Here is an 18,920-nt window from a genome sequence, read left to right as displayed (position 1 = left end):
GGTGCTGAACCCGGGCCAGGCCGACGCCATCGTCTGGACGTTGGAGAAGGTCCCGCCCACGGTGCCTGATGACGAGTTGCGGGTGGCCGAGGAGCAGATGATCGAGGCCGGCCGGCTGTTGAGCCCGGACGGTCTGCTGGATTTCGGCCGCGAGGTCCTGAACAGGCTGGACACCGACGGCCCCGAACCCGCCGAGGATGACGCCCACGCCAACGAATCCCTCTCGCTGCGCCGCGCCGACGGCGGCGTGAAGATCAGCGGCTACCTGTCGGGCGAAAACGCCGAACTCCTCCGAACCCAGATCAACCGCCTGTCCAAGCCCCGCCGAACCGTCGACGGCGAATTGGATCCCCGACCGCACCCCAAACGCCAGGCCGACGCCCTCACCACCCTCCTCAACGCCGCAGCCGCGACCATGCCCCGCAAACGCACCCACAACCCATCGGGCACGTCCGGCACACCCGGCACACCCGGTACGTCCGGTACGTCCGGTACGCCCGGTACATCCGACGTGGCCGGTATGTCCGGTGGATCCAGTGGGTCCGGTACGTCTGGTGGGTCCGGCGCGTCCGGTATGTCCGGTGGGTCCGGTGCGTCGGATCCGTTCGACGGCTCAGGCGACTGGGGTGACTCCGGTGCAGCGGATCCGTTCGATGACTCAGACCACTGGGGCAGCCCCGTCACATCCGATGCGTTCGATGGCTCCGGTGACTGGAGCGGCTTCCGCGCGTCTGGCGCATCCGATGGGTCAGGTGTGTCCGAGACGCCGAGTGCGTCGGGTGCCTGCGGTACCTGCGGTGGGTCGGCTGGAACTGGTGAAGTAGGTGGAGCGGCGGGTGGGCCGGGGGTGCCGCACATCACCATCACCATCGACCTCGAAGACCTCCGCAACGCCACCTCCCAAGCAGTCGGCGAACTCGTCTACGGCGACAACCTGTCCGCCTCGGCCGTACGCCGGCTGGCCTGCGACGCCGTCGTCATCCCCATCGTGCTCGGGTCGGACTCCCAGCCCTTGGATGTCGGGATGGAACAGCGCTACGTCACCCGCGCGATCCGCCGCGCCCTGATGAGACGCGACAAAGGCTGCGTGATCTGCAAGGCCCCGCCCTGGCAGTGCCACGCCCACCATTTGATCCATTGGATCGACGGCGGCCCCACCGCCATCCACAATCTCGCGCTGCTGTGCGCCGCCCACCACCGCGCCGTCCACGCCGGACACTGGACCATCACCATCACCCGAGGCGTCGTCCAGGTCACCCGCCCGGGCTGGACCAACCCCGGCCCCACCAGCCCCGCCGACCTGGCCAACCTCACCAACCTCACCCGATACTTCGGCCCACCCACCACCGGGCCCGGCGGCGGCGACCCACACCAAGAACATCCCGGCCGGTTCTTCGCCCCGCCTAGCCCGCGCGCCAAGCCGCAGGCCGGTACCGGAGGTCTGTCCTGGCTCACCCCGGAAGCGGTCGCACTGCTCGACCCCTGGGGCGACAGCAGTACCCCGTCAGCGGGCCCGTAGCACCACCGCATCGCCGGCGGCCCACCAGCCGCCGGCGTGCGCCCGCAGCAGCCCGCCGCCCGTCCGAAGCGCCCACCGACCACGGTCGGGCGCCGCTGACCCATGTCATCATCCGGTCGCCGACGCACGACAGGACGAAACGGGCCTGAACATGACAGAACGGCGAGCCGACCGCCGCAAAGCCAGACGTCTCTACATCGCCATGCGATGAAGCAAGACCTGTTGTCCTTCCCTGCGGCGGCTAGCCAGGTGCGTTGCCGCTGGCAGAGGCGATGACGTAAGACGCCTGGCCCTTCGCCGCGAGGTCGGAGCTGGGCGTCGCCAATCGCTGCAGTGGTGAATCCAGCGTGGCCATTGTCGGTCGTCGTTGGGGGCGGGGGCCTGGGTTGCGTCCAGCAGAGTGGTGTACCGCAGGCCCAGTGACGGTGACGCCAGGTGCTTTCTCCGATTGCTGCGGTGATGAAGCAAGACCTCTGGCCCTTCCTGCGGTGGGTTGGTGTGTTGTCCGCCTGCTGCGGTGATGAGGCAGATCTCGTGCCCTTCGCCGCTATGGCGAAGGCAGAGCGTTGCCTCCGGCTGTGGTGATGGACCAAGGCGCCATGGCTTCGCCGCAGTGGAGTAGCCAGACGCGTATTCCGGCATCGACGGGTTAAGGGTGAGGCCGGTTTCCGTCGACTGCCGGGGGGAGGTGGTCGATCGGCCCACTCGTGATGGGTCCGGACACCAAGTGGTGACCGCGGACAAGGCGGGTCCCCGGTGACCAGGAGGTGTCCGAGGTCGCTACGCCTGCCAGCCGATCGTGGCCGGCGGCGAGGTGTTCGGGCTGGGCGACGTACGTGTCGGTGCTGGCCGTGGGTGGGGCTGGCGTTCGTTGGCCGGGCCGTGGAGATGGAGTGGGGTCTGTCGTGGGTCGGAGCCGGGTGTCGCCGGCCCGAGGGGTGGGGGTACTAGTGGTGTGTCGCGTCGTACGCCGCCTTCGACCCGCGCAGAATGTCAGCCCGCGTTCCCGCGCGGGTGGTCGGGGAAGGCGCGTTTGAGCGGGGCTGATTGGGAGCGTCGGTGGATCGGCTTCGGAGGCTCTGTGAGCCGTCCCGGGGTGTCTGACGGGTTTGTCGGTTGACGTGGTTGGCGGCAGCTGATCGGCTGGACGAGGCAGGGTGGAAGGGAGCGGGAAGGTATGCACGACGATCTTCGGACGGTTGTTTTGTTGCCGGGGCGGGTGGGGCGGGTGGTCAGTCTGGTGCCGTCGTTGACGGAGGCGGTTGCGGTGACGCGTCCGGGGGTTCTGGTAGGGGCGACGGACTGGTGTACGCATCCTGAGGGGCTTGAGGTGGCTCGGGTGGGAGGGACTAAGAATCCTGATCTCGAGGTCATTCGTGAGCTCGCCCCGGATGTGGTGATCGCGAATGCCGAGGAGAATCGCGCGGCTGATCTGGATGCGTTGCGGGCGGCTGGGATCGCGGTTTGGGTGACTGCGCCGACTACCGTCGGGCAATCACTGGACTCACTGGAACGAATGCTGAGTGCAGTCGTCGGGGAAGTGCCGCAATGGCTTACGCAGGCGCGGGAGGTTTGGAGTACGCCGTACGTCGGGGCGCGGCGGCGGGCGGTGGTTCCGATTTGGCGGCGGCCGTGGATGGCGTTGGGGCGGGATACGTTTGCGGGGGATCTGTTGCAAAAGCTGGGTGTCGACAATGTGCTCGCGGAATCGCCCGAGCGGTATCCGAAGATCGACCTGGCGGCGTTACCGGAGTACGACGTGGTGGTGCTGCCGGATGAGCCTTATGCGTTCTCGCCTGAGGATGGGCCGGAGGCTTTCGAGCGGCCGGCGTACTGCGTCAGCGGGCGGCATCTGACCTGGTACGGGCCGTCGCTGGTGGAGGCGCGGGCGCTGCTGATCGAACAGTTGCAGTGACGTGCGACACGATAACTGCGCTGTCAGGTAGACGGTTAGGGAAGCCTCACCTACGCTTACCGCGTGCCGTCCATGACTGCGAAGAAGAAGTGCTGCAAGGACAAGCCGAGGTGCAAGAAGTGCCCGGTGGTCCTCAAGCGGCTGGCTGATGCCGGCTGCGCGGAGCGCCTAGACCTGCGCCACTACGTCGTGGACAAGAAGCTGCCGAAGAAACTCCTGAAGAAGCTCCGCGCCCGCTGACCTGTTCGTCTCAGGAAGCTTCGCGGTAGCGGATCGCTTCGATTGCCTGGCGGAGTAGGTCTGGGATGCTGACGTGCGCGGCCTGGCCGGTTGCCTCCAGTTCGTCGGGGTGCCACCAGCCGTGGGCGCTGATAGTTTCCAGTTCGAGTTGCTCCTGGTTGGCGAAGCTGACCTCGACGGTGTCGACGCCGACGGCGAAGAACGTCTGGTGCTGGATGATCGGGCAGCCGCCCCACTCGAACTCGATCGTGTTCGTCGCCACCGGTGCGCCGAGTTGTTCGGCGGGCAGCAGGATGCCGACCTCTTCGCGCAGTTCGCGGCTGCCGGCCTGTTCGACCGTCTCACCCGTCTCGACGCCGCCGCCGATCGTGAACCAGTACGGCGTCTGCGGCTTCAGCGGGTCCCAGCCGTGCAGCAGCAACACCTTGCCGTCCGGGCGGACAGGCAGGACGCGGGCCGTCGTACGCCGGACGACGGTGCCGGGCGGTGGCAGGCGGGATTCAGTCACACCTCAAAACGCTAGACGACACTGCCGGTACTGCGACGCGTCGCGCGGCGCGTCCCGCAGCACTGTCCCAAATACGGGGACACGGCAACGGCTCTGTGCCTCGGTGAGACGATCGAGGTATGACTTCGCGCATTGGGCTCGGGCTCGCGGCACTCGGGCGACCGGGGTACATCAATCTCGGGCACGACGAGGACTTGCCGCCGGGGCGCGAGGTCGACGATCTTCGCCGTCGGACGCATGACTTGTTGGAGCTGGCCTGGCAAGCCGGGGTTCGCTACTTCGACGCGGCGCGTTCGTATGGTTTGGCCGAGGTGTTCTTGGGGGAGTGGTTGACGCCGGAGCGGCGGAGCCAACTGACGGTCGGTTCGAAGTGGGGCTACACCTACGTTGCCGATTGGCGTCACGACGCGGATACGCATGAGGTGAAGGACCACTCGCTGGCGACGTTCGAAAGGCAATGGCCTGAGACGTTGCAGGCGCTGGGCGGCCAGCCGGACTTCTACCTGGTTCACAGCCTCACGTCGGACAGTCCTGCTCTTGACGACGCGAAGCTTCTTGACCGGCTGCGTGAGCTTGCCGACAGCGGAGTACGGGTTGGTCTGTCGACCAGTGGCCCGCAGCAAGCAGAGACGTTGCGCAAGGCACTGGCTTTGGAAACCCCTTTCACTGCGGTCCAGTCCACTTGGAACGTGCTCGAGCCGTCCGCCGGTGAAGCCCTGTCCGAGGCGCACGATGCGGGCTGGTTCGTGGTGGTGAAGGAAGCGGTTGCCAACGGGCGGCTCACGGCGAAGGCGGGGGAGACGCCGTTCAACACCTTCGCTGCCCAGCACGGCGTGCCACCCGACTCACTGGCCATCGGCGCCGCGGCCGCTCAGCCGTGGGCCGACGTCGTGCTCAGCGGTGCAACCACCGCCGAGCAACTCACGAGCAACCTCGCGCCCGTAGTACAGGGGCCTCTGACCGAGTTCGTCCAGAAGCCCTACGAGTACTGGTCAGAGCGCTCAGCCCTGCCCTGGATCTAGCCCGCCGGATCTAGAACGTGTGGTCGTCGGTCGGGAAGCTGCCGGAGCCTACTTCGGCCGCGAAGGTGGCTGCGGCGTTGGTGAGGATGCCGCGCAGATCGGCGTACTGCTTGACGAAGCGGGGCATCTGGCCGGAGCGCATGCCTGCCATGTCTTGCCAGACGAGGACCTGGGCGTCCGTGTCGCGACCCGCGCCGATGCCGATGGTCGGGATCGAGATGCGCTTGGTGATCTCCGCGGAGACATCACCCGGCACCATCTCGAGGACCACGGAGAAGGCACCCGCCTCGGCCAGCGCGACCGCGTCGTCGATCAGCGCGGCCGCCTGGTCGCCGCGGCCTTGCACGCGGTACCCGCCGATCGTGTGCTCGCTCTGCGGCGTGAAGCCGATGTGCGCCATCACCGGGATGCCGGACTGGGTCAGCTTCTCCACCGCCGGTACGACGGTCCGCCCGCCCTCCAGCTTGACCGCGTGCACGCCGGCTTCCTTCATGAACCGTACGGCGGTGTGGAACGCCTGCTCCGGCGACGCCTGGTACGAACCGAACGGCAGGTCGGCGACGACCAGCGCGCGGTCGACGGCGCCCGCAACCGCACGGGCCAGCGGGATCAGTTCGTCGACAGTCACCCGCAGAGTCGACTCGTAGCCGAACACGTTGTTCGCCGCGGAGTCGCCGACCAGCAGCACCGGGATGCCGGCCTGGTCGAAGATCTCGGCGGTGTACTGGTCGTAGGCGGTGAGCATCGCCCACTTCTCGCCACGGTTCTTCATGTCGCGCAGGTGATGGATCCGGTAGCGCCGCGGCCGCTTGCTCGCGTCCGAAGACGTGCTGCTCCCACCGGGCGAACCCAGTGCGGAGCCGCCCCCGTCACCGCTGATGCTGTTGCTCACGGCACTCGCCTTACTTGTTTCCTTGGGTGCATTGGTCTCCGCGGAGGTCTCAGCCTTCGCGGGTGACGCCTGCGCCCGACGAGCGGCGCGGTGAGAGCTGATCGGTGCGTCCTGCTGCACCTGGCTCGGCGCATCCTGCTGTACGTCGGCCCGCCGCCTCGCGCCTGCTGGTCGCTGCGAGCTCTCCTGCTGGGCAGTGCTCGACGATGGCGCCGAGCTTAGCGGCGTGTTGCTCTCGTACTCCGCGGACGGGTCCGACGGGTAGCCGTTGGCAGAGGTGGACGCACTGGCCGGCGGTGGCGAAGCGGGGGTTGGCGCAGTACCGGTCCATCCGGTCGGGCCCTGGCCACCAGGTCCGGGCCGGTTGGCTGGTCCAGCCGGATTGGCCGGGGCGCTGGGGTTGCTGGGTGCTGCTGGGCCGTTCTGCAAGGGACCGCCCTGGTTGGTGTTGCTCGCAGCAACGCTGTTGGAGCCACTGCTGCCGAGCCCGTTCGACGAGCGCAGCCCGTTGGAGCCTGGCGGTCCTGCGGGGCTTGGAGGCGGTGTCGGCGCCGACAGGCCGTTGGAGCCCGCCGAACGTGACTCAGGGCCGGCCTGCGTCCAGCCGTTGTTGGCGGGAGCGCCGTTGGAGGTGTGCGGGGCGACACCGTTGCCTGTCGGACCAGGGCCGCCAGGGCGTGGCTGTGGCGGCCCACCTGGGCCAGCCGCAGGCGGAGTACCGGGTGCTTGTCGGCCCGGTGGCGGACCGCTGGTCCCGTTGCGGCCGGGGCCGAACGGGTTCTGCTGGCCCTGCTGAGGCGGTCCCGGCGGCGGCTGGCGGAACGGCGGCTGCTCGGCATAGCCGCGCTCCTGATACCGCTCCTGCTGCTGCCGCTCCAAGGCCTGCCGTTCCAGCGCTTGCCGCTCCAACGCCTGCCGCTCCTGCGCAGCCCGCTCTTGAGTAGCACGCTCTTGAGTAGCACGCTCTTGAGTAGCACGCTCTTGAGTAGCACGCTCTTGAGTAGCACGCTCTTGAGTAGCACGCTCTTGCACGGCCCGCTCCTGCGACGCCCGCTCCTGAGCAGCACGCTCTTGAGCAGCACGCTCTTGCGCAGCGCGCTCCTGAGCAGCACGGTCTTGCGGCCCACGATCCTGCGGCACGCGATCCTGAGGCGCCCGCTCCTGTGACGACTGGTACTGCGGTCGCGGCGCGAACGGCGACTCCTCGTACCCACCAGACTCCTGACGCGCCTCCCGCTCACCCCACGGCGGCGAATCGCCGTACGCGGACGGGTCGGTCACCTGCTCCGGATACCCGCCGGCCGAGTAGTCGCGATCCGACTGGAACGGCGGCTTCGGTACGTAGGGCTGCTGCGGCACCGGCCCGCGCTCGTACGACCTCGGGGCGTTCGGCAGCGAAGGCGCGGGGTCGAGCCCGTCCAGCGCGGTCGAGCGCTCACGCCACCCGCCATCGCCGGGCCTCTCGGCGTACCCGTAATCCGAGCGGTGCTGATCCTCGGTTGTCCGGTTCTTCGGTCCGGTCCCGTACGGCGCCGGCAGTTCGTCGTCGGCGTCGCCGTTGGTACCGGCCGACATGAAGTTGTCAACCATGGGCTCATCGTCCCACCGTTGCGGAGGGTGAGCGCTACCGCCCGCCGCTGAGGGATCGCTCACACCTGACGCGTCAGGTGCCTGGTTGCCGGGCACGCCGAAGGAGTCCACCTGCTCCGGGTCTTCGGGCGGGAAGAACGGACTGTCGTTGAAAGGGCGGTTACGCCAGGATCCGCTCAGCTCTAGGTCACCCTTCTCATTGAGATACTGCTCGCGTCCTCACGCCATGCGTTCGTGATCGGCAGCCGCCGGTCGCGGCCGAAGGCCTTGTGGGTGATCTTCGGGCCTGGAGGATACTGCCGCCGCTTGTACTCCGCTTTGTCGACCAGCTGGATCACCTTGCTGACCAGCTCGGGATCGAAGCCGGCCCCGACCAGTTCGGCGGTACCGCGGTCCTGCTCGACGTAGTCGTCGAGCATGTCGTCCAGCAGGTCGTACGGCGGCAGCGAGTCGGTGTCGACCTGCCCCGGCCGGAGCTCCGCCGACGGCGGTTTGGCGATCGCGTTCTCCGGGATCGGCGGCTGCTGGCCGCGCTCCTTCGCATCCGCGTTGCGCCACTTCGCCAGCCGCCAGACCACGGTCTTCGGCACGTCCTTCAGCGGTGCATAACCGCCGACCGCGTCGCCGTAGATGGTCGAGTAGCCGACGGACAGCTCCGACTTGTTGCCGCAGGCAAGCACCAGGTGGCCGTCGGCGTTCGACAGGCCCATCCAGACCACCGCGCGGACGCGGGCCTGCAGGTTCTCCTCGGCCAGGCCGGTCAGCCCGAGAGTGTCCAGGAACGGCTGCACCATCGGCTGGATCGGCACCACCCGGTAGTTCAGCCCGGTCCGGGCGGCGAGCTCGGCCGCGTCGTCCTTGGAGTGGTCGCTGGAGTACACGCTCGGGTTGGAGATGCCGAACACGTGCTCCGGGCCGATCGCGTCGCAGGCGATCGCGGCGACCAGCGACGAGTCGATCCCACCGGACAGTCCGAGCAGAACTGACTTGAACCCGTTCTTCTGGACATAGTCACGCAGCCCGAGCACGACAGCGCCGTACATCTCGGCTTCGTCCGACAGTCGTGGCGCCTGCGCCGAGGCGATCGGCTCGTACTGCGGCAGCGGATCCTCGTGCAAGATCGTGTGCTCGATCCGGATGTCCCCCTGTCCGGGGCGGTGGGGCGGGGCAGAAAAGGTAGAGCGCTCGCCATCCGGCGTACCGGTCGCGGCGGGCAGGTCCAGGTCGACCACCATGCTGCCCTGTTCGAACTGCGGCGCCCGGGCGAACACCTTGCCCTCGGCATCCGCGATCAGCGAGTCGCCGTCGAACACCAGCTCGTCCTGACCGCCGACGAGGTTCACGTAGGCCAGCGAGCAGCCGGCCTCGCGGGCCCGCCGGGTGACCAGCTCACCGCGTACGTCGTCCTTGTTGGCCTCGTACGGCGAACTGTTGACGACGAGCAGCAGCCCGGCACCGGCCGCCCGAGTCGCGGCCACCGGGCCGCCGTCCTGCCAAAGGTCCTCACAAATCACCAGCGCGACATCGACGCCGTGGATCCGGATCACCTGCAGGCTGTCGCCGGGAACGAAATGCCGGAACTCGTCGAAGACGCCGTAGTTCGGCAAGTGGTGCTTCACCGCCGACGTCACGACCTCGCCGCGATGCATCACCGCGGCCGAGTTCGTCGGCGAACCCTTCGGACGGCCGAGCCGGTCGATGCCCATCGCCGTACCAGCTGCGCGGTCGAGGTAGCCGCAGATGACGACGATCTCGCCCAGGCCCTCGTCGGCCAGCCGTTGCGCGAGCTTCTTGATCTTGGCCTGCGACGCGTCTACGAACGAAGCGCGCAGGGCGAGGTCCTCGACTGGATATCCGGTCAGTGCCAGCTCGGGAAAGGCGACCACATGGGCGCCACGCTCAACGGCGTTCCGGGTCCAGGTGACGACTTTTTCGGCATTGCCGTCGACATCACCAACCGTCACGTTGAGCTGGGCGAGAGCAACCCGAAGCTGAGGCACGGAAGCACCCTACTGGTTGGCGGTCCTATCCGAAGGTCAGGGAGCCAGATACTTTGTGATGCTGCCGGACGAGGTAGTCCGGCGGTTCAGTGGGGGAGTGACTTCACTCGACAGCAGAACGGCCGACGGCGGACCAACCGGGCTGCAGGCACGGGCCCTGGGACCGGACCTTGCCCGCGGATTCATGTTGCTCTTCATCGCCCTGGCGAACTCGCACTATTTCCTCCAGAGCAGCACGATTCTCGGCGGCTTTCCGCAGGACGGTTCGACTGTCGACAACGCAGTCATCCTGCTGATCGCGACCTTCGTCGACGGCCGGGCGTTCCCGCTGTTCGGCCTGTTGTTCGGGTACGGCGTCGCGCAGATCGCGCGTCGGCAGAGCGAGGCCGGCCGTGATCGCAAGACGACCCGGCGGGTGCTTTGGCGGCGGAGTCTTTTCCTCATCGTGTTCGGGTTCGTCGACGCGATGCTGTTCTACGTCGGCGACATCCTGGCGGCGTACGGCGTGCTGTTGTTCCTCGGCGTCTGGGCGATCCGCTGGAAGGATCGCGCACTCCTGATCGTCGCGCTGCTGTTGTTCGCGGTGAACGCGCTGCCGGGTGACAGCTCGATGTCGACCAGCGCCGACGGCCCCGATGTCTCGATGCTGCCGCCAGACCTGTTCGCCGCGTTCGAAGGACGAATCGGCATCTGGGCGATCATCGCCCTGCTCGGCCCGATCGGTTTCGTCTGCCCGTTTCTGATCGGCTTGTGGGCCGGCCGGCGACGCGTTCTCGAACAGCCGGCCAAGCACCTCAGGCTGCTGACCTGGACCGCCGCCGTCGGGATCACCGTGTCGATCGCCGGCGCCCTGCCCGTGTCGCTGACCCTGGCAGGCATCGTCGACAAACCGAGCACCGACGTCCTGCATGTTCTCGGCCCGCTGCACGACGTGTCCGGCGTACTGGGTGGTTTCGGCTACGCGTCCCTGATCGCGCTCATCTCACTGCGCATCGGTCGCGAGCACGGCCGGATCACCCAACCGGTGGCCGCGGTCGGGCAGCGGTCGCTCACTTGCTACCTGGTCCAGTCCGTCGTCTGGGCCGTTGCCTTCACTCCGTACTTCGCGGACCTGTCCGACAACCTGACCGTCGTCACGACAGCTCTGCTCGCCATCGCCACCTGGCTCGGCACGGTCGTGCTCGCGTACCAGCTGCACCTGAGGTCGTACCGCGGTCCGATGGAGCTCCTGATCCGCAGGTTCAGCTACGGCAGGTCCTCCGGGTCGATCTCGGCAGTGTAGGACGTGATCGCGGTCAGATAGCCCTGGGTGAACTCGTAGATGTCGCAGGACCGGACGAACGAACGCTGCCACTTCGCGTCGACGTACTTCGCGACGGAGTCGATGGCGACGGCGTCCGGTCCGGCGATCGTCTTGAAGCGCAGGAACTGGGTCGACGTCTGCTCGAGCTGGGTGAGCGACTGCTCGCAGGCGTAGCGCACCTGCTCGATCCCTTCGAGCCGCGCGGCACCGACCAGCGTCCACTCCACCCGAGGATGCAAGAAGTCGTAGATCTCCCGGAACTGATGGCTCGAGAACGCCTCAGCCACCTGCTGAATCGTCGGCATCCGCCGATGCTAGCTCTTCCAGGCAGCGTCAGCTTTTGAGAAAGGCGAGCACCCGGCTCTTGAGAAGCGTCGCCGCGGCCTCGTCGTAGTCCGGTAGCGAGGAGTCGGTGAAGAGGTGTCCCTTGCCTGGGTAGAGGAAGAGCTCGGCGTCTTCGGTGGACGCGACCAGTGCCTTCGCAGCGTCGAGATCGCCGTCCTCCTCGGTGAAGAACGGGTCTTCGTCCATCCCGTGTACCTGGACGGGGACGCCGGCGGGCCAGGCGTCGCCGAACTCCGATGCCGGTAGGCAGCCGTGCAGGAAAAGCGCGCCGCGCGCTCCGGCGCGGGTCTGGGCCAGCTCTTGCGCGGGCATCACGCCGAGCGAGAAGCCCGCATAGACCAAGCCATCCCCCCGGCCGTCGCCCAGCGCGTCGGCGGCCGCGATGGCGCGATCCTTCACCACGCCGAAGCCGGCCTGCCGCGCGTAGTTGATCCCTTCGTCGATTTTCTCGAAGACGTTGCCTTCGAAAAAGTCGGGGTGGTGAACGATGTGGCCCGCCTGCCGCAGGTCCTCGGCGAAGGCCTTCACCCCCTCGGTCAGTCCCTGCGCGTGGTGGAACAAGACGATCTCGGCCATCGTCGGCCCTCTCTCAGCGATGAATGATCCAAAAATCTCGAACGTTCTGCGATGTTAGTCTGATCGGACCATGGCGATCAATCCCCAGGTCCCGGATTACGAGCTCGAGGACACGATCGAGCTCACCACCGCCGAGCAGGTCCGGGCGATCAGCGACCCGCTGCGGACGACGATCCTGCAGATGCTGCACGAGCGCGCCGCGACCGTGACCGAACTGGCGGCCGCGGTGAAACGCCCGAAGAGCACGGTCGCGCACCACGTCAACGTGCTCGCCGGTGCCGGCCTGCTGCGCGTCGTCCGGACCCGCCGCGTCCGGGCGATCGATGAGCGGTACTACGGCCGCGCCGCGCGGATGTTCTACGTCGGTCTGGGCCGCACCAAGGACGGCGTCGAGCTGCCGCAGGACTTCAACGACTTCGAGGTCGCGGCCGCGGAATCCGTCGCCGCGTACGACGCCGGCGAGCTGCGGTCTTTCATCCGGCACGCGAGGATCCCCGAGGAACGGGCCCGGGAGTTCTGGCAGAAGGTCGAGCAGGTCATCCACGACTTCGACAAGCTGCCGCGCTCGGGCGATACGACGTACGGGTTCACTGTCGGTCTCTATCCGATGGCCGACTACCCGACCCTCCCACCGCGGGCCGACGAACAGGCCTAAGCCCGGCCTGCTTGTACGACGTACGAGCACCCACGCGCCCGCCGCCACTCGCTCCTCCGTCGCTCCCAGCTCTGGCCGCTCCCACCCACCCGTATTTGCCGCTCCTTCGTCGCGGTGTTTGTCGATGCGTGCCTTGTCGCCTGCCCGTGATTCCCGAGGGCGGCCGATCCTCAGGCGGTGCCCCTTGGCCAGGCTTGCCACTCGATCGAGGAATGGCGTTCGCTGCGTAGGAACTCCTTGAACGCCGAACGGACCTGGTCGAGCGAGATCTCGGAATCCGTCGGGAAGGCCTCCGGGTGGCCGGCGTACTCGTAGGAAACGTCCTCGTGTTGTGCCGGTGCCCGGCGGCATACCAAACGCCTGTTGCCCCGTCGACCGTTCCGGCGAACTTCACGCCGCCAAGCTTGCGCTCGGGGTTGATGCCTGGCCGGAAGTCGTGGTCGGGGTAGCCCTGCTCTGTCAGGGGACGCTCAGCCAGTCTAGGAAACCGACCAGACCGCTTCGCGTTTCGCCCTATAAATAAGGGAATCGGCAGGTGGTAGCCGAATTCGAGTGTTCGGCTGGTGCTACAGCCAGAGTTCGTGATGTTGGGCGGCAGGCCCGGACCTCCGCCACTCACAAACCTCCCGTTTCCCAGCGGGAGCATGCCTGTGCACGCCTGGCGGGGTGCGATCAGTTGAGGTTTGTGAGTGGTGGCGGTCCGGCCCAACGCGACGACCGCACCCTGAACATCACGAACTCCGGCTGGAGTACTTAGGACCGGTCTGGTTCGGCCCGATACGACCTGAGTTGTGGTCGCCAGGTGCGCTTCAGCGGGGGTGCTGGCGCGCCGGAGCCGCAAGCCCGCCAACAAGCCGGTGTTCGCTCAGGCCTGGGGCGTGGCGAGGCTGTGAGCGGGCACTGCATGGGAGACTAGCAACTTTCCGCAACATCGGTGACAGGCAACTTCTCGGAACTCCAGACTTGGCAAGGCAAGTCCACGCAACCGATGCAGACAGGGGAACATCATCATGAAGCTCACTCTGGTGGCTGGCGACCCGAACTCCTACCCGGAGAACAGCCCCACGCTCTACAAGACGGACCGGGGAAGCTGGGTGGTGCAGGGCTGGGTCGTGACCGACCCGGAAGCACTGTCCCAGCTGAACACCCCGGAGGGCGAGACTGTGGTCGAGATCCCGGACCGCATGATTCCGTTCTTCACGAACCCGTAGGGCGACGGCGTGGAGGAGATCACCGCGACCGACCTGAGCAACCTCACCGGCACTTTCAAGTCCCACATGGTGCACCTTGAGACTCGCGATGCCTACGGCACCGAGGTCGAACTGCCGCACATGGCCAAGTGGAAAAGAGGCGAGCCGGACGACTTTGCCTGGCTGGAAGCTTGGTGCGAGAAGATTCGCGGTCACGTCCGAGCCGGCCGAACCGCGAGGCGCGCCAAGATCATCTCCGAACCGCTCAGCGACTACCAACGCTGGACCTACGACATCATCCCGCCCATCGTTGAGGCTGGGGAAGATATCCGATGGGTGCAGCGACGATCTGTCTCGGAGTTGTGCATCCCCGGCAATGACTTCTACCTGTTCGATGATGAGCGGGCAGTGTTCCTGCACTACGCCGGGTCTGGCCTGAACACCGCATTCACTACTACAACCGACCCAGCAGTCATCGAGATGTGCTCTACGGCTTTCGAGAAGATCTGGGCGCTGTCCATCCTGCAACGTGACTATCACGCCTCCTGACGCGGCCAGGAAGGCGCGGGAGGCACTCGGGCTGCGCCTTCGGGAGATACGCAAAGATGCCGGGCTGACCGGTCGCGAGCTAGCCGCCGCGACCGGTTGGCATTTCACGCGTGTCTCGAAACTGGAGCACGGCGTACAGGCACCGTCCAACGAGGACATTCGCCTGTGGTGCGCTGCGTGCTCTGCCGAGGACCAGTACACCGACCTGACCGCCCAAGCGAGAGCAGTCGAGTCGATGTACCTGGAGTACAAGCGCCAGACTCGCGCCGGCATGAAGCAACTCATGTTGAAGCCGGTGCCGCTGTATCAGCGCACCCGTCGTTTCCGAATCTACGAGCATCGCGTCATGCCCGGACTGTTCCAGACGAGCAGCTACGCCAGCGCCATTCTCAAGTTCTGGTCCGGCTTCCTGGACGTCAAGAGCGACGTTGACGAGGCTGTTGCCGCTCGGATGGATCGCCAGCACGTGCTCTACGACAACACCAAGACCTTCGCCGTCGTCCTCGAACAGTCGGTCCTGACGACGAGATTCTGTGAACCTGACGCGCTCGCCGGCCAGCTCGATCGGCTGCTGTCGGTGATGAGCCTGCCGAACGTCTCGGTCGGCATCGTGCCCTCCACGCGGCAACGCGAGGCAGTCGGGCAGGTCAGCTTCTGGATGTTCGACGACAAGCTGTTCAGCCTCGAAACCCCCACCGCCAGCATCGAAGTCACCGCACCGCAGGAGGTAGCCCTGTACGGTCGCATGTTCGATCTACTCCATCAGTGCGCGCTCTACGGCAAGGACGCCCGCGCACTCATCATCGATATGCAAGACGAACTCGCCGACCGCATCTAATCGCAACTGTCTAGCTGAGGTGCGAGGCGCGCTCCTACGGTTCAAACATGGCATCAGGAAGCGTTTCGCGCCTTGCGGTGGAGTGGGGTGGCGAGCCGAACGAGACAGGCTGGCCAACGTTGCGGCCCAGCAAGCGCTGCGATGGTGAGAACCCGATGAAGGGTAGTGCCTGCGTCAACGGTCACCACAAGGGCTACCACCGCGACGCGTCCGGCGCGGAGTGGCTGGACGATGAGTAGAACGCGCAACGTCCGCGCCCGTCAGCTTCGCCGCTGGCTAATCCGGCACGAAACGACGGGACGCCGCAACGGCGTGGACGAGGACGGGTACGGCCCGAATGGGTTCGGGTATGTCCTCCCATGGTGCTTGGAGGCCTACTTGGAAGCGCAGAGCGTTCTCAGCCCGCGGATGTCCACCCGCAGGTATCGGCAGAACGAGTGGCGCATGGTCACCGGAGCCCGGCTGCGCACCACCTAGACCGGCGGGGCGTGCGTATTGACCCCTGCATCCGCGCCCGCCCCGCCCACCAACTGAGCGATCTAGCCGTACATGCCTTTCGTGATGACCTGAGCCGTCACGTCAGTAAGGATGTCCCGACCGACACCGGCCACCGCTTCGGCCGCCCGGCGGAGCTTGCCCTTCTTCGCTTCATCCGGCTCGTTGTCTGCGGCGTCGTTGAGGGCGGCGATGATCCGATCTGCCAGACTCTCCGGCGTGGGCCAGGCGCCGACTACTCGACGAGCATGGCCGGTTGGCGCACCCACAATCATGATGTGCCCCTCGCCGGTTTCGACCATGGGAGCGAAGTACGGGACGTCTGAATGCTTCAGTGCCCGGAGCGCGGACGATCAGGACCAGAAGGCCAAGCACCACCGCAACAACGATTTTGGACTTACCTCTCCTCCGAGTATTTCCACCGGGTGCGGGCTGCCGGTAGCTCGGGTTTGGAGTTGTGTCCATCGGTCGTTGTCGGATATGGACCTTGCCCGCACAGTCTTCTGTGTTGACCTGCGTCGCTCGGTACAGGCCCGGTATCGAGGGTACGGCCGGAACCTGCTGCCTCAAGCACTGCCGCATAGCGTGTCGCCGGCTGGTGTCGGCCACAGCATCGGCGCAGTCGGGCGTAGAACGCTGGAGCACGGGCTGCCTCGGGTGGACCGAGTATGGGATGTCCTGGCACAGATCGGCGTACAGCAGCGAGCAGGTCGAGGCCGCACGGGGAGGGCAGCTAGTGCATCGGTGTGCACAACCGGGTCGGCCTCGCGCGTGACCTGCGGGGACGCGTCGACCGGCGGTCAGACCACCGCAGGCGACCACCCGTGAGCCGATTGGGTGCCGCTACGCGTCGACAACGCTCCATCGGTAGAGGTGCTGCACAACACGCTCCCGAGAGATGGCTTGGTGGCCGCTTTCCCTGTCGGTAATCGAGTGTTCGCGAACATCGGCGCGCCACACGTCGGCAGGGATGATGAAGAGCAGTGGATTGGGTTCAGTGAAGTCCACCAGTACGACGATGGTGTAGGAATCGTCCTCGACTTCCCTGCGCCAGTCGTCCAACTGCCAGGTGCCTTCCTTGGAGAATCGGCTCAACACCCGGAGGCGGTGTTTCTGACCTTTGGTGTCCAGTCGGTAGCTACTCCCTTTCTCCCGAGGCGTCAGGTAGATGCCTCGTTGTGCGAACTGCTCCAAGACGACGCCGACCGCTCGCTGATGCTTCAAGGTGTTGTTTACGCGTCTTCACTACGTAGGTCTGAACGCCTGTGTCAATGGTCCGACGACCCCGGCGGACGGCATGAGCCTCTGCAGGCCTGCGACGGCGTGGATCGAGACATCGCCGAGATCCTCGATGCAGCAGGGCATAGATGTCCCCGATGCGCAAAGCCGCGGTCGCTGGTTCGAGTAACGCCGGGTAACCTCCACGTTGGTGTGTAATGGCGGGCGTGGTGACGAAGCAGCAGGAGCGGACTGGGGACGTCCGGCTGGGCAGAATTGGCAAGGGCGTCCGCGTCTTGGTGGCCCTGGCCGGGATCGGTTTGCTGATCAACGGGTCGGTGCGCGCGAGTGACGACGCCTGGCCGTTCGGGCCGATGTCGCAGTACGCCGGAATGATCGCCGACGACGCCTCGATCACCTACACCCGGATCACCGCGCGGACCGACGCCGGTACGACGGTCGACGTGCCGCTCAACATCGAGGGCGCCGGCGTGGCCCGCGCCGAGATCGAGGCGCGGACCGGCGAGATCGTGAAGGACCCGTCCTTGCTGCAAGCGGTCGCTGACGGCTGGGCCCGCAAGCACCCGGACAAACCGAAGTACGTGAAGCTCGAGCTGATCCGCGACACCACCACGCTGGTGGACGGCCGGGTCGTTGGCGACCCGGTACCGGAGGTCCTGGCGACCTGGCGGGTCCGCCGATGAGCGCCGCTACGCCGACGAGCACTTCCGCGCCGGAGATCTCCCGCGGGCAACGGGTCGCCAACTGGTTCACCCCCAAGATCGCGCTCGCCCGGATCGCGTGGCTGCGGACGATCCTCTACCTGTTCGTCATCCTCGACATGCACGCGTTCGTCCGCGACACCCGGCTCAAGGGCGAGCATCCCGGCCTCTACCAGCCGCTCTTCCTGGCCCGCCTCTTCGAGCTCCCGAAGCCGTCCGTCGCGAACACGACCACCCTGTACGTCGTACTGATCGTGTTCTGCCTGATCGGAGCGGCCAACCGGATGCCCCGGCTGGCCGGCTGGATCGTCGCGCCGGCGTTCACCTGGTGGGTGCTGATCGGGATGAGCGACGGCAAGGTCGACCACGACCACCTCGCGCTCGTGGTCGCCCTCTGGGTGCTGCCGACCGTTGCGCCGGGCACCAAACACGGCACCAAAGGCTGTACCTTCCAGTGGCGGCGCGAGGTGTCGCCGTACGCGGATCAGACCCGGTCCGAGGCGGCCGGCTGGGCGATTCGTTGCGTGCAGATCTCGGTGATCGCGACGTACTTCCTGTCCGCGGTCGCCAAGCTGCGCGGCGCGGGCTGGACCCTGGGCTGGCCGGGGAGCGCGATCCTGACCTGGGCGATCGTGCGCCGGCCGCATCCGGTCGGGGAGTGGCTGCTGCAGTATCCGTGGATGCTGCACACGATGCAGTGGGCCGGGATCATCGGGGAGTTCTGCTCGCCGGTCATCCTCTGGCTCAAGGGCCGCTGGCAACTGCTGGGCGCGCTGTTCTTCATCGGCTTCCACGTCGCCAACACGGCGATCCTGATGATCCACTTCCTGCCGACGGTGGTCTGCTGGCTGGCGTTCGCGCCGCTGGAGCGGATCGTGCCGTGGTTCCAGCGGCGCCGATCAGTGCGCCGCCAGGCAAAGGGCAGATCAGACCGCGACGCCGGAGAGCCCGAAGACCAGGCCGAAGACAGCCGGCAGGCCAAGGAGCAGGCCGGCGCGTAGCCGGAAACGGCGCCCGCCCGGGCCCGGAGTCCGCACGACGCGGGACAGCACCGCACCGGCGTACCCGAAGACGAGCGCGGCGAGCAGGATCTGCTTGGTCGGCAGGGCGGCGTCGGAGTGGGTCAGTCCGAGCGTGACGAGCCCGGGGCAGCAGAACGCGAACATGCCGAACCCGAGTTCCGGGATCGGCAGCCAGCGCCTGCCGAGCACGTCGAGCTCGGCAGGGCGCTTGCGCTGGATGGACCGGATGAACCGGCCGGTGCTGAGCAGCAGGTCGGAGGCGCAGAGGATCGCAGCAACGATCAGAGCCGCGTGAAAAATCGTCCGCACGGGGAGGAGACT

General features: G+C 66.8%; 22 protein-coding genes. 13 read left to right on the top strand and 9 right to left on the bottom strand.

Features of this window, described 5'->3' with window-relative positions:
* The 3 genes from A3ES_RS56730 to A3ES_RS54025 form a co-directional block, all read left to right on the top strand.
* Window positions 1-1,519: HNH endonuclease signature motif containing protein (locus tag A3ES_RS56730; RefSeq protein WP_026162895.1), on the top strand; the 1,519-nt coding region annotated here is incomplete at its 5' end.
* 1,177 nt (window positions 1,520-2,696) lie between these two features.
* Window positions 2,697-3,434, top strand: coding sequence for a helical backbone metal receptor (locus A3ES_RS0115390; RefSeq protein ID WP_020387729.1), 738 nt, complete (start codon window positions 2,697-2,699; stop codon window positions 3,432-3,434).
* Between the two features lie 63 nt (window positions 3,435-3,497).
* A complete protein-coding gene (locus tag A3ES_RS54025) occupies window positions 3,498-3,674 on the top strand; it encodes a hypothetical protein (protein WP_157630528.1) in 177 nt (58 codons plus the stop codon).
* A gap of 10 nt (window positions 3,675-3,684) precedes the next feature.
* On the opposite strand, the gene A3ES_RS0115380 is transcribed toward A3ES_RS54025, so the two are convergent.
* Window positions 3,685-4,182 carry an NUDIX hydrolase gene (locus A3ES_RS0115380; protein WP_020387727.1) on the bottom strand — a complete coding sequence of 166 codons (498 nt, stop codon included), beginning with the start codon at window positions 4,180-4,182 and terminating at the stop codon, window positions 3,685-3,687.
* 119 nt (window positions 4,183-4,301) lie between these two features.
* Here A3ES_RS0115380 and A3ES_RS0115375 point away from each other — a divergent pair, with 119 nt between their 5' ends.
* Complete coding sequence (locus A3ES_RS0115375; protein WP_020387726.1) at window positions 4,302-5,204, top strand: aldo/keto reductase; 903 nt, start codon at window positions 4,302-4,304, stop codon at window positions 5,202-5,204.
* Window positions 5,205-5,214: 10 nt separating this feature from the next.
* Here A3ES_RS0115375 and panB read toward each other — a convergent pair whose 3' ends face one another.
* Window positions 5,215-7,686 carry a 3-methyl-2-oxobutanoate hydroxymethyltransferase gene (gene panB, locus A3ES_RS57445; RefSeq protein WP_237744964.1) on the bottom strand — a complete coding sequence of 824 codons (2,472 nt, stop codon included), beginning with the start codon at window positions 7,684-7,686 and terminating at the stop codon, window positions 5,215-5,217.
* Window positions 7,687-7,868: 182 nt separating this feature from the next.
* Window positions 7,869-9,686 (bottom strand): NAD+ synthase, encoded by a 1,818-nt coding sequence (locus A3ES_RS47265; protein WP_020387723.1) that lies wholly within the window; start codon window positions 9,684-9,686, stop codon window positions 7,869-7,871.
* Between the two features lie 97 nt (window positions 9,687-9,783).
* Here A3ES_RS47265 and A3ES_RS0115350 point away from each other — a divergent pair, with 97 nt between their 5' ends.
* Entirely contained in the window at window positions 9,784-10,968 is a 1,185-nt protein-coding gene (locus tag A3ES_RS0115350) for a DUF418 domain-containing protein (protein ID WP_040454764.1), read from the top strand.
* Here A3ES_RS0115350 and A3ES_RS0115345 read toward each other — a convergent pair.
* On the bottom strand, window positions 10,932-11,294 hold the full coding sequence (locus tag A3ES_RS0115345) for a nuclear transport factor 2 family protein (protein WP_020387721.1): 363 nt from the start codon (window positions 11,292-11,294) through the stop codon (window positions 10,932-10,934). The two genes, A3ES_RS0115350 and A3ES_RS0115345, sit on opposite strands and share 37 nt — an antisense overlap.
* 28 nt (window positions 11,295-11,322) lie before the next feature.
* The gene (locus tag A3ES_RS0115340) at window positions 11,323-11,910 is read right to left on the bottom strand and encodes a dienelactone hydrolase family protein (RefSeq protein WP_020387720.1); all 588 of its coding nucleotides are present in this window, start codon (window positions 11,908-11,910) and stop codon (window positions 11,323-11,325) included.
* Window positions 11,911-11,980: 70 nt separating this feature from the next.
* Between A3ES_RS0115340 and A3ES_RS0115335 the strand changes: the two genes are divergently transcribed.
* Window positions 11,981-12,565 (top strand): ArsR/SmtB family transcription factor, encoded by a 585-nt coding sequence (locus A3ES_RS0115335; protein WP_020387719.1) that lies wholly within the window; start codon window positions 11,981-11,983, stop codon window positions 12,563-12,565.
* A 170-nt stretch (window positions 12,566-12,735) separates the two neighbouring features.
* On the opposite strand, the gene A3ES_RS57070 is transcribed toward A3ES_RS0115335, so the two are convergent.
* Window positions 12,736-12,921: an Imm1 family immunity protein gene (locus tag A3ES_RS57070; protein ID WP_020387718.1), complete on the bottom strand. Its 186-nt coding sequence runs from the start codon at window positions 12,919-12,921 to the stop codon at window positions 12,736-12,738.
* 654 nt (window positions 12,922-13,575) lie between these two features.
* Here A3ES_RS57070 and A3ES_RS47260 point away from each other — a divergent pair.
* From A3ES_RS47260 to A3ES_RS54020, 5 genes are read left to right on the top strand one after another with little or no spacing between them, the layout of a single operon-like run.
* Window positions 13,576-13,776, top strand: coding sequence for a hypothetical protein (locus tag A3ES_RS47260; protein ID WP_020387717.1), 201 nt, complete (start codon window positions 13,576-13,578; stop codon window positions 13,774-13,776).
* Window positions 13,777-13,785: 9 nt separating this feature from the next.
* Complete coding sequence (locus tag A3ES_RS0115320) at window positions 13,786-14,304, top strand: DUF6879 family protein (protein ID WP_020387716.1); 519 nt, start codon at window positions 13,786-13,788, stop codon at window positions 14,302-14,304.
* Window positions 14,285-15,142 (top strand): helix-turn-helix domain-containing protein, encoded by an 858-nt coding sequence (locus A3ES_RS0115315; RefSeq protein ID WP_020387715.1) that lies wholly within the window; start codon window positions 14,285-14,287, stop codon window positions 15,140-15,142. The genes A3ES_RS0115320 and A3ES_RS0115315 overlap by 20 nt, the downstream gene beginning before the upstream one ends.
* A 47-nt stretch (window positions 15,143-15,189) precedes the next feature.
* Window positions 15,190-15,381 carry a hypothetical protein gene (locus tag A3ES_RS52585; protein WP_083933469.1) on the top strand — a complete coding sequence of 64 codons (192 nt, stop codon included), beginning with the start codon at window positions 15,190-15,192 and terminating at the stop codon, window positions 15,379-15,381.
* Window positions 15,374-15,619, top strand: a complete 246-nt coding sequence (locus A3ES_RS54020; protein ID WP_157630527.1) for a hypothetical protein — start codon at window positions 15,374-15,376, stop codon at window positions 15,617-15,619. Before A3ES_RS52585 ends, A3ES_RS54020 begins: the two co-directional genes overlap by 8 nt.
* 62 nt (window positions 15,620-15,681) lie before the next feature.
* Here A3ES_RS54020 and A3ES_RS47255 read toward each other — a convergent pair whose 3' ends face one another.
* Window positions 15,682-15,939, bottom strand: a complete 258-nt coding sequence (locus A3ES_RS47255; protein ID WP_020387712.1) for a hypothetical protein — start codon at window positions 15,937-15,939, stop codon at window positions 15,682-15,684.
* 541 nt (window positions 15,940-16,480) lie between these two features.
* Window positions 16,481-16,831: a hypothetical protein gene (locus tag A3ES_RS0115295; protein WP_157630526.1), complete on the bottom strand. Its 351-nt coding sequence runs from the start codon at window positions 16,829-16,831 to the stop codon at window positions 16,481-16,483.
* A gap of 254 nt (window positions 16,832-17,085) precedes the next feature.
* Between A3ES_RS0115295 and A3ES_RS0115290 the strand changes: the two genes are divergently transcribed.
* On the top strand, window positions 17,086-17,559 hold the full coding sequence (locus tag A3ES_RS0115290; protein WP_237744963.1) for a hypothetical protein: 474 nt from the start codon (window positions 17,086-17,088) through the stop codon (window positions 17,557-17,559).
* Window positions 17,556-18,578, top strand: a complete 1,023-nt coding sequence (locus tag A3ES_RS0115285; protein ID WP_020387709.1) for an HTTM domain-containing protein — start codon at window positions 17,556-17,558, stop codon at window positions 18,576-18,578. Before A3ES_RS0115290 ends, A3ES_RS0115285 begins: the two co-directional genes overlap by 4 nt.
* Here A3ES_RS0115285 and A3ES_RS0115280 read toward each other — a convergent pair.
* Entirely contained in the window at window positions 18,504-18,908 is a 405-nt protein-coding gene (locus tag A3ES_RS0115280; RefSeq protein WP_020387708.1) for a hypothetical protein, read from the bottom strand. The genes A3ES_RS0115285 and A3ES_RS0115280 overlap by 75 nt on opposite strands.
* Between the last annotated feature and the right edge of the window lie 12 nt (window positions 18,909-18,920).

Origin of the sequence: Kribbella catacumbae DSM 19601 (assembly GCF_000372465.1) — a bacterium.
GTDB lineage: Bacteria > Actinomycetota > Actinomycetes > Propionibacteriales > Kribbellaceae > Kribbella > Kribbella catacumbae.
Note: the sequence above shows the minus strand (reverse complement) of the source record. Positions and strands in the feature narration are given on the sequence as shown.